Below are 14,572 nucleotides of genomic sequence, written 5' to 3'. Positions count from 1 at the left end.
CGGAGCGTTGGAGCTGCCTGAGGCGCCGTGATATCGGAAAGGCGCAGTTCGGGAGTGCAGCATGTCCGCGCCGATCAAGATCCTGCTCCAGACCACCATTCCTCCGATCGCCGACGATTGGAACATCGCGCGCTTCTCGATGCTGCGCGATCACCTGGCCGGGCTGACCGGCGAAGATGGCGCTCCCGTCTTCGAAGTGACCGCGCGCGACCGCTCCGCCCCGGGCGCGCCCGATCCGGTGCTCTCCACGCTCGATCGCTCCGACTATGCGGCGCTCTGGCTGTTCGCGGTCGATACCGGCGACGGGCTGGCCGCCGAGGATTGCGCGGCGATCGGCCGCTTCCGCCGGAGCGGGGGCGGGCTGCTGGTGACGCGCGATCACATGGACCTGGGCTGCTCGGTCTGCTCGCTGAGCGGCGTGGGCGCGGCGCATTTCTTCCACAGCCACAATCCCGATCCCGCGGAAGACCGCCGGGTCGACGATGATCGCGAGACCGGCGACATCCGCTGGCCCAATTACCATTCGGGCGCGAACGGCGATTTCCAGGAGATCGCGATCCTGGGCGACGTCCATCCGGTGCTGCGCGACGCGGATGCGCCGGGCGGGCTCATTCGCTTCCTTCCCGCCCATCCGCACGAGGGCGCGGTGGGAGCGCCGGCGGACGATCCCTCGGCGCGGGTGGTGGCGATGGGCACCAGCAAGGCGAGCGGGCGCGGATTCAACATCGCCATCGCCTTCGAGCCTTCGGAGCAGGGCGGCCCGGCCTGGGCGGAATCGACCTTCCACCATTTCGCCGACTATAACTGGGACCCCGCCAGCGGCTGCCCCAGCTTCGTATCCGAAGCGCCTGGCCACGGCCTCGCCGCTTCGCCCGAGGCACGGGCCTCGGTCCGCAACTACGCGCGCAACCTCGCCCTGTGGCTGGCCGGCCGGCTGCCCATCGACGCGCAGGCACGACGGCGCGACCGCGAGCTGGACGAAGCGCTGAAGGGAACCTTCCCGGCCAGCGACCCGCCGGCGATCTACTGATCGCGCCAGGCCGCCAGCGCCGCGCGATAGGTGCGGCCAACCGGGATCGAGGTTCCGTCGACCAGCTCGATCGGACCACCCCGGTGCAGCACCGCGACCCTGGCGCCGTTGACGGCGTGGCTGCGGTGCACCCGGATCAGGTGCGGCGCCGCCATCCGCACGAGCGCGCCGAGATTGACAGTGACCAGCAGGCTGCGCCCGTCGGCGAGGTGGACCCGGCAATAATCGTCCTCGGCCTGGGCATGGAGCAGGTCACCGCTCGCGATACGATGCTGCGCGGTGCCGTGCGGCAGCGTCACATGCGCGGGCGCGGGTGGCGGCGGCGCCTCGGCCGCAGCCGCCCGCCTCGGGAAAGCGGTGACGGCGAGGAAGGCGGCGGTCAGCAGATAATAGCCCGAATCGAGGAACCCCGGCACCAGCGACGCCCAGAGCAGCGCCATGCCATAGCCGCCCAGCGCCAGGCGCATCCGCCCTTGCCCCCAGGCCGCCGCCACCAGCGCGGCGCCCGCGCCGGCCCGCAGCGCCCATAGCGCCTTCGCGTCCCAGGCCGGCGGCAACCACGCCGCCGCCACCGCCAGCGCCGTGATCCCCAGCAGCGCCATCCGCGTCCGCCGCCGCTCCACCAGCGCACCCGCCATCCATGCCAGCAGCAGCGCAGCGATCCCCGCGAGCAGCGCGACCACGAAGAGCCGGGTTACCTGCCAGGGATAGGCATAGGTCAGCATCAGCTTCGATGCCTCGGCCACGGCTTGGACCAGCACGACCCCGGCCAGCAGCGCGGCCGTGCGGCCGGTCCGCGCGAGCAGATGGAGCGCCAGGACCGCGACCAGCAGCCCGAGCGCGATCAGCGTCGGCAGATAGGTGCGCAGCACGCCGCGCAGCGGCTCCTGGGGCGGGCCGATCGCGAGCCGGTGCACCGGCCGGCCGACCGGCACCCAGCGATGATGCGCGGAGAGCCGCACCTCGACCAGATTGTCGCCCGCGCGCAGCCGCTCCCAGGGCACCGGAAAGCTCGCGGTGAACCGGCCGGGCACCTCGCGGGCGCGATCCGGCCCGACCCGGCCGTTGGCGCCGATCACCGCGCCGTTCCACCGCACCTCCGCGCTGGCCATCGCGGTCACCTCGACGGCCAGCGCCGCCGCGCGCCGCGGATCCGCGATCCGCACCACCCGTCGCATCACCGTCACCGGCGCGGCGAGCGGCGAACCCGTCGGATCGCCCCAGCCGCAAGCCGCATTCGAGGGGCAGATCCACCATGGCGCCGCCGCCGGCCGCGATGCCGGCACGTGCCGGGGCCAGGCCGCGATCGCGAGCGCGATCAACCCGACGAGCAGCAGGAGCGGCGCGCGCAGCGCTGCGGGAACGCGTTCACCGAGCGCCACGGACGTTCACCGATTGGCGGTGGCGATCCGGCCGGGCCGATCGCAGGAATGGACCGAACGCCCCATGGCGTGTTCCTGGCGCTCGCGCCGGGATCGCGCAAGGGCTCCAAGGGAGAATCGAGAGTGGAGCATATCGATCGCCGTACGCTGATGGCAGGCATGGCCTTGCTGCCCGTCGCCGCCCGCGCCGCGCCGTTCGGGAACGGCAGTGCGCAGGCCGGGCTCGATGCGCTGGTGCGCGACTGGGCGGACGCGCGAGGCTTCCGGGGCCTGGTCGCGCTCGGCCGCAAAGGGCTTGCTACCGCGAGCAGCGCCCAGGGGTTCGCCAATGTCGAGACGCGGCTGCCGTTCGATCTCGACGTGCCGATGGCCATTGCCTCGATCTCCAAGCGGATCACGGCGGTGGCGGTGATGCGGCTCGTCGAGCGCGGCCAACTGGCGCTCGACACTCCGATCGCCCGCTATCTTCCCGCCTATCGCAAGGACAGCGGCGCGCAGGTGACGCTGCGCCACCTGCTCTCGAACAGCAGCGGCATCCCCAACCAGTTCGGCGCCGTGGTTCGCGCCCGGCCCGAGCTCTTCGGCAAGGACATGCCCACCAGCGAGGCGGTTTCCCTCTTCGCCTCGGGCGATCTCGTGTTCGCGCCCGGCACGCGCTTCGACTATGTGCTGACCAACTGGATCCTCGTGCTGGCGATCCTCGAGACGGTGTCCGGCACGCGGTTCCCGGATCTCGTCCGCAAGCTGGTCACCGCGCCGCTGCGCCTGGGCGCCACCCGCCTGGAGCAGCTCGGCGATTCGATTTCCTACCGCACGCTCGATCCGCCCACCGTCTGGGCCTCCCCCACACCCGACTATCTCGCGGCCAGCGCCGGCTTCTGGAGCACGGGGCGCGACCTGATGCGGTTCGGCCACCAGGTCTATGGCACTTCCTTCCTCACGCCGGGCTCGCGCCGCGCGCTCACCACGATCGAAGTGGCGTCCGATCACTATGCGCTCGGCGGCCGGGTCCGTGAGGTGGCGATCGCGGGGAAGAACGTGCGCTGCGCCTGGGATACCGGCAATCGCGCAGGCTATCGCTCGGTGCTCGGCCACCGGCTCGACGGCGGCGGCACGGTCGTGGTGCTCAACAACACCGGCTATTCGCAGAAGACGATGGACGAAATCGCCGAAGCGGCGCTCCGCCTCCACGCCGGCTAGGGTCCGCGCCTTCCCCCGGAGCGCGCACGGCGCCCGGGGGAAGGCGCAGGGTCACGGCGCCTCGTCGGCGTCGATCACGCCATTGTGATTGGCATCGGCCTTGTCGAACTTGGCAAGGTCCTCCGCAGCCAGCTCCGCCGGGCTGACATAGCCGTCGCCATCGGTATCGAGCCGCTTCAGGCGGCGATCGACCTTGGCCTGGTCCATCGTCTCGCCGCGCTTCTCCGCCGACTTGGTCATGAAGGCGAGCAGCTCGGCCGGGCTGCCCTTGCCGTCACCATTGGTGTCGAGGCTCTTGAACTTCTTCGCCGAGGCCGCCTGGGCCTCCGCCCGGGTCTGGCCGGCCTTCTGGGCAAGCGCCTGGCCGGAGACCAGCAGCGCCGCCACGGTCACGGCGATCTTCACATTCTTCATGACGTCCATCCTCCTTGATGCTCCTGTCGTGATCAGAACCGGAAGCCGGCGCTGGCCCGGGCGCCGACGCTCGAGCCGCCGCCGCCCGTCTCGCCGCGCACCCCCAGGCCGAGCACGAAGCGCCCGACATCGGTCGAGGCGTCCAGCCGGCCGGTCAGCATGGTCCTGCCGAACTGCCCGCCGCTCGCCGTGAAGCCGTTGCCGGTGTCGATGAACCGGAACATCCGCCGGGTCTCCGGATCGTCGATATACGAACGGCCGCCGACATCGCCGGTCAGCGTCACGCCGTTGATCTTCGCCGTGCCGCGCAGGCCGTAGCTGGCCAGGCTGGTGGTCGTCCGCGCCCTGCCGGCGAGCAGCGCCGCCGCGCCGCCCCATTCCTGCGCCCGGTCGAACGTCGTCGCGTTCACGCTCGCCCCCAGATAGGGGCCGACGCGCGCGTCCTTCCCCAGCGGCGCGAGATAGGCCAGCTCGCCGAACGCGGTATAGCCATGACCGTCATCGGCCCCGCTCAGCTGGTTGGCCAGGCCGCCAAAGGCCACCCGGCGACCGGTCGAGAAGGTGTTCGCCGAATAGCCCAGGCCGCCGGCGATGCGCAGGCCGCGCAGCGTATAGCCGAAATAGGCAAAGGCCGAGTTGCTCACCAGCTTGCCGTCGCTGGCGCGCGCATCCAGGCTGATGTCGTTGCTGGCATAGCGATAGGAGAAGCCATAGCGCAGATTGTCGCCGGTCACCTCGATGCCGCCCGAGAGCACTCGGCGGTTCGACGCGATCCCGGCCAGGCCCCCGCGCGCGCCGGCCTTGAGCTGGCCGACATCGCCCGCCATCCACAGCGTCCGCTTCTGCTCGCGCGGCCCGTCGATCCGGCCGATCAGCTCGCGTGCCGCGTCATGCCCGTCGCGTGCCGCCACCGTCATGCCCGCCGCGAACACTTCGCCCGAAAGCTGGTCGAAGGCGCCGCGCGCATCGGCGGCGTTGAGGCCGATCACTGCGTCGAACACGCCGCCCGAGCTCTGCGCGCCGACCGCCGCGGCAACCGCCACCTGGTTCGGCGTCTGCGCGACCGCGCCCAGGCTGACGTCGTTGCGCAGCAGGCGCAGCTGCACGCTGGCCGCGTTATAGACCAGCGAGGGCGTGAGGAAGGCAAGGTCGGTGACGACGCTGCCGAACGTTCCCGTCACGCTCGACCCGGAGAGGATGGTATAGGTGGTGAGCGGCAGGAAGTTGGTCTGCCCCCCGGTCAGCACCGAGACGGCGCCGCCGTTGATCGTCACTGCCCCGGTGGCGACGATCTGGTCCGATATCCCGGTTGGCGACACTTCGACCTGATAGGTCGAGCCCGCCGCGAAGGTCAGGCTGCCGTTCACGTTGAGCGTGCCGATCGAGTTGCCCGGCGCGACGATGCCGGAAACGGTGAGCGCCCCGACCCGGCCCGAGCCGCCGATGCGGCCGGTCGCGCCGATCGTCACCGATCCGGCGAGCGAGCCGTTCACCACCAGCAGGCCGTCATTGATCGTCGTCGAGCCGGTATAGGTGTTGGCGCCGTTCAGCGTCAGCGTGCCGGCGCCCGACTTGACCAGGCGGCCGGTGCCCGAGAGCACGCCCGAATAGGCGGAGGCCCCGGTGCTGTTCACGGTCAGCACCGCGCTACCGAGCGCGATGCCGCCGTCGCCGGCCAGGCCGCCCACCGTGGTCGCGAAATTCGCCAGGTTGACTGCGCCCGGCGCCGTCACGGTGAGCGTGCCGGTGCCAAAGGCATTGGCGACGCCCGCCGTCAGCGTGCCGCCGGTCACCGTGGTACCGCCGGAATAGCTGTTGGCACCGCCGAGCGTGAGCGCGCCGCTGCCCGACTTCGCGAAGCTGCCCGTGCCGCTGATCACGCCGGTGAAGCTGCTGGTGGCGCCGATGTTCGCGGCGAGCGAACCATTGCCGAGCAGGATGCGGCCCGCGCCGCTCAGGCCCGAGACCGACGCGGCGCCGCCGTTGACATCCAGCGTCGCCCCGCTCGCGACGCTGAGCGCGCCGCTACCGATCGTGCCGCCGTCCAGCCGCAGCGTGCCGGCCGAAACCGTCGTCGCCCCGGCATAGCTGTTCGCCCCGGCCAGGGTGAAGATGCCGCTGCCCGCCTTGGTGAGCCCGCCGCTCCCGCTGATCACGCCGGCATAGCGCGTGTCGGCATTGCCGCCGCCGGTGGTGAGGCTGCCGCCCGAAAGCGTCACGCGGCCATCGCCCGCCAGGCTGGCGACGGTCTGCGCGGCGGCGAGATCGAGCGTCGCGCCCGCCGCGATGGTCACGTTGGTGCCGGCGGGCAGCGCACCGCCCACGCCCGCGCGCAGCGTGCCGCCGGCGATGCTGGTGGCGCCGGCATAGCTGTTGGCACCGCCCAGGATCAGCGTGCCGCCGTCCAGCTTGCTGATCCCGCCGGTGCCGCCGATCCCCGCGCCGATGGTCGCGCTCACGCCCGGATCGACGCGGATATTGGTCTGCGCATCGGCCAGGCTCAGGCTGCCCGTGCCCGCGGCGATCCCATAGCCGTCGGTCATGAACTGCATGCCGGTCACGCTGATCGCGCCGTCGACGGTGACGGTGCCCGCCGCGCCCTGGAACACGGCGAAGCGGCCGCCCCAGCTGTCGTTCACCGTGCCGTTCGCATTGGTCCAGTTGGTGCGCGTGCTGGTCCAGCTGCCCGAACCGCCGCCGACCGCGCCGTTCGCGGTGGTGCCGGCGCCGTCCCAGAACTGAATCTCGGGTACGATATTGTCATAGACCAGGTTGACCTGGTGCCCGACCGAGGTCTGCAGGTTGATGTGCGGCGCGTTCGCGCCCGCCGGCAGCGTGCCGATCGTCAGGCCATTGTCGGTAAGCGTGCCGCTATAGTCGATCAGGCGATAGACGCCGATGCCGAAGCCGCCGAGATCGGTGACGTTCAGCGTGCCGGCGAGCGTGAGGTTGCCATTGACCTGGATGCGGTCGCTCGCGCCCGCCACGTTCGGCGCGCCGAGCCCCATGTCGAGCACCGAGCCCGCGGACAGGGCCAGCCCGCCCATGGTGAGCGTTCCCGCGCCCGCGCCACCGGCGGCGAGATGCGCGCCGTCGGCGATCGTCACCACGCCCGCCGCGCTGCCCGAGCCGGAAAGCGTCGCGCCGCTGGCGACATTGACCGCGCCGGCAACGCTGCCGTCGAGCTGGAGCGTGCCGGCGTTCACCTGGGTCGCGCCGAGATAGGCATTGGCGCCGCCGAGCGTCAGCGTGCCGCTGCCGGTCTTGATCAGGCTGCCATTGCCGCTGGCGACGCCGATGAAGCTGTCATTCGCGCCCAGCCCGCCGATGGTCAGGTTCGCGCCGAGCAGCACGCTGCCCGCGCCGTTCAGGCCGCCCACCATCTGGTTCGCGCGGATGTCGAGCGTCGCGCCGGTGGCGACCGAAACGTTGCTCGTCGCCGGCAGCGCGCCGCCGTTCAGCGCCACCAGCGTGCCGCCCTGCACATTGGTTGCCCCGGCATAGCCGTTCGCGCCGGCAAGGATCAGCGTGCCGGCGTCGTTCTTGATCAGGCCGCCGGTACCGCCGATCGCCGCGCCGATCGTGGCGGTCAGGCCGGGGTCGACACGGATGTTGGTGAGCGCGGTGTTGGTGGTCAGCGTGCCGGTGCCGGCGGCGATCACATAGCCGTCGGTCATGAACTGCGCGCCGGTGAGCAGGATCGCGTCGTCCACCGTCACCGTGCCCGCCGCGCCGCCGAACACGCCGAACGCGCTCGCCCAGCCGGTGTTGTTGATGCCGGTCGCGTCGGTCCAGTTGGGGAAGCTGTTGGTCCAGCTGCCGCTGCCGCCCTGGGCCACGCCGTCACCCGAATTGTCGGTGCCGTCCCAGAACTGGATCGTGGCCGCCGTCGGCGTGCCGTAGACCAGGTTCACTTGAGTCGCGACCGAGGTCTGGATGGTCATCAGGCCGCCATTGGCGCCGGCGGGCACGCCGCCGATCGCCAGGCCGTTGTCGGTTAGCGCGCCGGTATAGTTGATCAGCCGGTAGACGCCCTCGCCGAAGCCGCCGACGTCGTGCACATTGAGCGTGCCGTCGAGGACGAGGTCGCCGTTCACCTGGATGCGGTCGCCCATGCCGGGGGCGGCGAGGTCATAGTTGAGCACCGAGCCGGCGGAGAGGGTCAGGCCGCCGGTGGTGAGCGTGCCGACCCCGCCATTGCCCGGGGCGATCGTCGCACCCGAGGCATCGAGCACGCCGCTCACCTGGCCCGCGCCGGATAGGGTGGTGCCGGCCGCCATGGTCACCGCGCCCGACCAGAGGCCGGAAAGCGCCACGCCGCCGCCGGTGATGGCGAGCACGCCGTTGGTGGTGTTCTGGCCCGACAGGGTCAGCGTGCCGCTGCCCACCTTGGTCAGCCCGCCGCCGATGCCGGCGACACCGCTGTTCAGCCCGCGGACGACGCCCGAGAAGATCGTGTCGCCGCCGAGCCCGCCGGTGGTGAGCGTCGCGCCGACGTTGCGGCCGGTATCCACCGTGCCGCTACCCGAAAGATTGCCGATCGTCTGGTTGTAGCCGATCAGGGTGCTGCTGCCGGAACCGTCAACGCCGTTCAGGTCGAGCGTGCCGCCGCTGCCCAGAATCACCGCCGAATTGGCCGAGAAGCTGTTGGTGAGCAGGCCGGTGCGCAGCATGCCGGTGCCGCTGATGACTGTGTCGCCGGCATAGCTGTTGGCGGTGGTCAACGTCAGGTTGCCGCTGTTGACCAGCTGGAGCCCGCCGGAGCCGCTGATCGCGCCGGCGGTCTGCAGGTTGCGCGTGCGGTTGTAGATCAGCGTGCCGTTGTTGAGGATGGTGCCGCTCACCGAGCCGCCGCTGGTGGTGTCGTAATCGTCGAAGCGCAGCGTCGCGCCGGCGGCGATGGTGGCGCCGTTCGCCAGCGTCTGGCTGTTGATGATGCCCCAGGTGCCGCCCTGCACGTTCAGCGTCTCGAAGTAGCTGGCGTTCACCAGCACCTGCGAGCCGGTGCCGGTGAGGTTGAGGATGTCGGTGACGGTGGCGCCGGGGACCGGATCGCCGTTCCAGCCCATGAGGTTGCCGTTGATCGTCGCGCCGGTCTCCACTGTCAGCGTGTTGGTGACATTGGTGTTGGTGGCCGGGGCGCCGCCAAAGGTCACGGCGTTGGTGGAGGCGCCGGTGGTGGTGCTGCCCGCCGCCAGCGTCACGCTGTTGACCGTGTTCAGGCCAAGGTTGATGCGGATCGCCTCACGCCCCAGGGGGCTGGAGCCGCTGCTGACGCCGCCATTGGCGCTGCCGCTGATCGTGCCGCGGTTGATGATCGTGGTGTTGCCCGTGCCGAACACGCCGAACGCGCCGGTGATCACGCCCGTCGCCTCGTTGGTCAGCATCAGGGTGCCGCCATTATGGCCGCGCACGCCCTCGCCCTGGCTGGAGGCCGCGCCGTTGAGCAGGCCGGTGCCGGTGATCGTGCCGGCATTGGTGATCGTGGTCGTGCCGCTGCTCTGGATGCCCTGCGCGCCGGTGATCGCGCCGCCCGCCTGGTTGTTCAGCACCAGGCTGGCCGACGCCAGGCTGAACTCGATGCCCTGCGGCGCCGCGCCGCTGAAGGCAGTGCCCTGGGACAGGCTGATGATCGTGCCGGAATTGGTGATGGTGACCACGCCGGTGTCGGGCCCCGTGTCGCCGGTCGAGCCTTCGGCGAAGCGGATCGCATCGTTGTTGGCGCGGATGATTCCGGTGTTCACGATCGTCGCCGTGCGATCGAGGGTTCCGGCGGGCGCGCTGTTGATCGCGCGGCCGGCACCGGTGGCATCGGTCGATTCGATCGTGCCGTTGTTGGTGACGACGACGCCGGTGCCCGTGCTTGCGCCGTTGATGTTGACTGCCTGGCTGGTGCCGGCGGGCGTCGTGATGGTGCCTGTCGACGTCACCGTCACCGTGCCGGCGCCGCTGACGCTCACGCTGGTCGTGCGCGTGTTCGACACCGTGGTTTGCGCGAAGGCCGTGCCGGGCAGCGCCACGAAGCAGGCCGAAAGGAGCAGGCGCGTGCGCATGCTGCGGGCGCGGATCGAAAAGGTCATGAGTCTTCCTCCCCATCGCGGCTCTTCGGCCGCATCGGTCGTCGCCAGTCGCCTGGCTGCTGGTGATTTCGTCGGGCCCCGCGCCACAGGCGCCAGCCCCCGCCGCCCCCCGGCGGCGGCGTGTCGGCTAGGCCGGCGTCCGCATCGTCGCTTGCACTCCCATCACGCACCTCTCTGCTCGTTTCCGGCTTTTCCCGGCCTGGACGGTCCGGTTGCGGAATTATGAAGGATAAGGCCTGATCTACAGTCCGGAGTCAATATAATTGCCAGTCCAGAAATACAAACAGGTATAGTCGATCTACAGGCAAATCGGCAGGCACGCAGCTCACATCCATAGCGGCGACCGGGCGGTGTCATGCGCAAGCGACGCGCAACGGCACCCGGCAGCCATATGCGCCAACCCGTCCGGCGCACGGCCGCGCGCGGTCAGGCCAGTCATCGCCAACCGATTCCGATTGTCCGGAGCATTTTTTCAAAGCCGCCCGAGGCGACGGGCACCCGCTAGGGTTCCGAATGAATATCCATTGCGCGTTTCAACATCCCAACCTCTCCCTGTACCGGCCTTTATCTGTCAGATGGCTTTGGTTACCGGTGTCATACCAATAGGGCGTAGTTTTGCGCAGGAGTCAAGAGACTGGTCAGGCCAACTTCGGGACAGGCGCGCACGGCATCGCGCCGCGGCTTGCGCGGCGCGATCGAGAGGCTGGGAAAACCGGCGCCGCGGCGCGCGGATCAGCTCAGCTGGGCGCTGATCAGGAAACGGTTGCGGCTGGCCTCGGCCTTGCGGCGGAGTTCCAGGATTTCGCGCTCTTCCGAAGCCTTCAGCATCGCCTCGAGCAGGCGGCTGAAATGCTTGCGCATCGCCGTGCGCGCCGCCGCCGAATCGCGCTTCTTCAGCGCCTCGAGCACGGCGGCGTGCTCGTCATGGCGGCTGTCCTCGTCCTTGCCGCAGACCGAGGCATGGAGCGCGCAGATCTCCGGTATCTCGGTGCGCATCCGCCACAGGCTGTTGATCACGAACATGATCGCCTGGTTGCCCGAGGCACTGGCGATGGTGAGGTGAAAGGCGCGATCCGCCTCGGTGGCGGCGGCGCTGCCCTCCTCCGCCTCATCCATCGCGGCCACCAGCGATTCCAGCACCTGGATCTGCTCGTCGCTGATCGTCGGCGCCGCCAGCGCCGCCGCTTCCGATTCGAACAGCGAGCGCGCCTCGGTCAGCTCGAACGCGCTCACCATCGGCAGCGCGCCCGCATTCTGCTCGCCGCGATCGCAGACATAGACGCCCGATCCGGTCTTGATCCGCACCAGCCCCTGGGCCTGGAGCGCGATCTCCGCCTCGCGGATCGTCACGCGGCTCACGCCCAGCCGCTCCGCCATCTCCCGTTCCCCGGGCAGGCGCGAGCCGGGAGGGAAAGTGCCCTCCGCGATCATCGCCGCGATACGCTCGGCGATATCCTGGAAGAGACGGCGTTCGGCCATGTGGATCCTCGGTCAGCTTGGTCTACCCCTCAGCAATGCCCCAGACCGGCGGCATTTGGAATAGGCAATTGGTCCGCACCGCTACACTCGGCCCGGGTCAGCGCAGGCGAATGCGGAAGCTCAGGAAATATTGCGGCCCGTAATATTCGACGTTCCGGGTGCTGCCGACGACCGGCATATACTCGACGCGCGGCGCGTTGAAGAGGTTGAGCGCCTGGAAGCGGATATCGGCGACCTTGTTGATCCGATAGCTCAGGTTCGCGTCGAACGTGTTGTTGCCCTCGACATAGCGCAGCTGGGTATTGTCGCTGGTGAACGCCTGATAATAGCGCGAGCGATAGCGATAGATGCCCTGGAGCGAGATCGGCCCGATCTCGTAAAAGGCCTGGGCCGAGAAGACGTGCTTCGAATAGCCGCTCAGGCCCGCCGCCGGGATCAGCCCCGGGATCAGCGCGCCCGTCACGCCGTCCACCACATCGCCGTACCGGATGTCCTGGGTCTTGTAGTTCGACCAGGCATAATTGTAGCTCAGCTTCACGCCCAGCCCGTCGAGCGGATGCGGCAGCCAGCTGAACCGGTTCGAGGCAGTGACCTCCAGGCCGTAGAGATCGGCCTTGGCGTTGCTGTTCGCCGTCTGGGTGACGGGCACCGCATAATCCTGGCCGCCGATGGTGAAATCCTCGTCGGTGATGATCGGGATCTTCCCGCCGCTGAAGCGCTTGTAATAGGCGGTCGCGGCGAACAGCGTGTCCTTGTTGGCATAATATTCGAACGCCAGGTCGCCGTTCCACGACATGGTCGGCTTCAACCGCGGGCTGCCGGTGGCGATGATCGAGTTGATCGCGTCGGTCACCGAAGTGAAGCCGTTCCCTACTTCCAGCGTGATGTTCCGCCCGGCCCCCAGCGCGCTCGGCGCCGGGCGCGACATGGCGCGATAGACGCCCGCGCGCACGCGTATCCTCGGCGCGACGTCGAAGATCGCGTTGGCGCTGGGCAGCCAGCGCATCGTGCCCGCCGTGATCCTGGTATCGGTAAAGCTGCCATTGGCGCGCAGCGAGATCGTGCCGTCGCTGTTGTTGATCACGTCGAGGCCCGAGCGCAGCCCCCGGGCGGTCACTTGCGTGTGCACGCCGCGCACGCCGAAATTGCCGCGCACCGGGATGCCGGCGAACCGCCCCGAATAGGTGGCCATCGCATAGCCGGCCCAGGTCTCCTCGGTGACGTCCGAATTCTCCACGGCGCGCAGGTCGCCGCTATTGCCCGGATCCTCGGTGCCCAGATAGTTGCGGAACTGGCAGAGCACGTCGAAAGTGGCGTAACCGGCGATCCCGCGGCTCGGCGCGTCGGCGAAGAAATTGCGCTCGGGAAAGGGCGTGCGGCAGGCCAGGTTCACCCTGCGGTCCACCGCCAGGTCGTTCTGGTCGATGTTCACGTCGTTGCTGTAGCCGAAGAATTTCCGCTTGGCCCAGCGCCCGCCGATATCGATCCGCTCGAGGAAGCCGTCCAGCTTGTAGCTCGCGTCGAGCCGGGCCGAATGGATCTCGTCGTCGCGGCCGTCCTGCGACCGGGTCAGGCGCGCATCGTCGCTGAACGCGTCATGGTCGGTGGGGTCGAAGCGCGGATCATAGGCGAAGGCCGGCAGGAAGCTCTGCGTGAAGTCGACATGATAGGGGATGCGCTGATTGTTGATCGGCGTGCGCACGCCATAGATGTCGAACGGATCGGTGCGCAGGCGGACCTGGCGAGTGATGTCGAGCCGGGAGGTGTGCGAATAGCCGAAATCGGCCGTCACGGTGAGCCGATCCGCCGGCTTCCATTCGACATTGCCGCCAAAGCCCAGATATTTCTCGTCGCGCAGGAACAGGCCCGACACGGTCTGCATCGTCGCCGAGCCGTCGGCCGAGAGCAGCTGGTGGTTGTCGCCGATCACCACATTGTGAAGGTTGTAGCGCCCCTCGGCGGTGCCGAAATCGTTGCGCTGCTCGCTATATTGGCGCCGTGAATATTGCAGGTCGAGATTGACGTCGATCGTCGGGCTCGGCTGCCACTGCACCGCGCCGAACACCGCATTGCGCAGGTCCGACGTGATCATCTGGCGATAGAGATACGAGTTGGACGCATGATAATAAGGCGTGCCCGCATTGCCCTGCTGGCGCGTCACTTCGGTGCAGTTGGCGGTGGAGATCACCGCGGCGTTGCAAGTGAACCAGGTCGTGCTGGTGTAGAAGCGCTCGACCGGATCGTTCACGTCGTTGCGCTGATAGCCGATCGAGATGCCCAGCCTGCCCAGCGCGCCGATATCGAACTGGTCGATATAGCTGGCCGTCGCCCGGTAGCCATAGGGGCTCCGGCCGGCGATCCGGTCCTGATAGGGATTGAGGTTGCCCTTGATCTCGGCCTGGATCTGGCGCCGCTTATGGTCGAGCGGCTTGCGCGTCTCCAGCTCGATCAGGCCGGCCACGCCGCCCTCGATCAGATCCGCCTGCTGCGTCTTGTAGATCTTGATCGCGTTGAACAGCTCGGAGGGGAACTGGCCGAAATTCACTGCCCGGTCGCCCGAGCCGTTGGTCGCCTCGCGCCGGTTCAGCGTCGTCATGCTCAGGCCCGAGCCGAGGCCGCGGATCGAGACTTCGGTGGGGCCGTAATTGGCGCGGTCGATCGAGGCGCCGGTGATCGTCGCAATCACTTCGCCGACCGACTGGCCGGGCAACTCGCCGATCTCCTTGGAAGAGACTGCATCGACGATCGCGTCCGCATCGCGCTTCGACTGGATCGAGGTCTGGATCGTCTCGCGGATGCCGGTAACGACGATCTGGTCTTCCCGGCTCTGCTCCGCCGCTGGCGCGGGCGCGCCATCCTGGGCCCGGGCCGGCACCGCCACCAGCGCCGCGGCGATCGAGGCGCCCGCCAGCAATACCGAGCGGACGCGCGCGCGCGCACGGATGGAGACCATAGCCATTCGAATCCTCCCCGATTGTATTCTTATA

The 14,572-nt window shown here is 69.1% G+C and carries 7 protein-coding genes; 2 read left to right on the top strand and 5 right to left on the bottom strand.

The genetic code is table 11. The features are described 5' to 3' along the window. Positions 1 to 61: 61 nt before the first annotated feature. Positions 62 to 1,030, top strand: coding sequence for a hypothetical protein (locus ACIQCS_RS10425; protein WP_345849948.1), 969 nt, complete (start codon positions 62 to 64; stop codon positions 1,028 to 1,030). Here ACIQCS_RS10425 and ACIQCS_RS10420 read toward each other — a convergent pair. Beyond that, positions 1,024 to 2,412, bottom strand: a complete 1,389-nt coding sequence (locus ACIQCS_RS10420) for a LytTR family DNA-binding domain-containing protein (RefSeq protein ID WP_345849947.1) — start codon at positions 2,410 to 2,412, stop codon at positions 1,024 to 1,026. The two genes, ACIQCS_RS10425 and ACIQCS_RS10420, sit on opposite strands and share 7 nt — an antisense overlap. A gap of 48 nt (positions 2,413 to 2,460) precedes the next feature. Between ACIQCS_RS10420 and ACIQCS_RS10415 the strand changes: the two genes are divergently transcribed. Beyond that, positions 2,461 to 3,612: a serine hydrolase domain-containing protein gene (locus tag ACIQCS_RS10415; protein WP_345849946.1), complete on the top strand. Its 1,152-nt coding sequence runs from the start codon at positions 2,461 to 2,463 to the stop codon at positions 3,610 to 3,612. A 51-nt stretch (positions 3,613 to 3,663) separates the two neighbouring features. Here ACIQCS_RS10415 and ACIQCS_RS10410 read toward each other — a convergent pair whose 3' ends face one another. The 4 genes from ACIQCS_RS10410 to ACIQCS_RS10395 form a co-directional block, all read right to left on the bottom strand. Continuing rightward, positions 3,664 to 4,026: an EF-hand domain-containing protein gene (locus ACIQCS_RS10410; protein ID WP_345849945.1), complete on the bottom strand. Its 363-nt coding sequence runs from the start codon at positions 4,024 to 4,026 to the stop codon at positions 3,664 to 3,666. 32 nt (positions 4,027 to 4,058) lie between these two features. Further along, on the bottom strand, positions 4,059 to 10,106 hold the full coding sequence (locus tag ACIQCS_RS10405; protein WP_345849944.1) for an autotransporter-associated beta strand repeat-containing protein: 6,048 nt from the start codon (positions 10,104 to 10,106) through the stop codon (positions 4,059 to 4,061). Between the two features lie 732 nt (positions 10,107 to 10,838). Then, complete coding sequence (locus ACIQCS_RS10400) at positions 10,839 to 11,585, bottom strand: FadR/GntR family transcriptional regulator (protein ID WP_345849943.1); 747 nt, start codon at positions 11,583 to 11,585, stop codon at positions 10,839 to 10,841. Positions 11,586 to 11,682: 97 nt separating this feature from the next. Then, the gene (locus tag ACIQCS_RS10395; RefSeq protein ID WP_345849942.1) at positions 11,683 to 14,544 is read right to left on the bottom strand and encodes a TonB-dependent receptor; all 2,862 of its coding nucleotides are present in this window, start codon (positions 14,542 to 14,544) and stop codon (positions 11,683 to 11,685) included. Positions 14,545 to 14,572: the final 28 nt, after the last annotated feature.

Source organism: Sphingomonas sp. NPDC092440, assembly GCF_044754985.1.
In the GTDB taxonomy this organism is placed as follows: domain Bacteria; phylum Pseudomonadota; class Alphaproteobacteria; order Sphingomonadales; family Sphingomonadaceae; genus Sphingomonas.
Note: the sequence above shows the minus strand (reverse complement) of the source record. Positions and strands in the feature narration are given on the sequence as shown.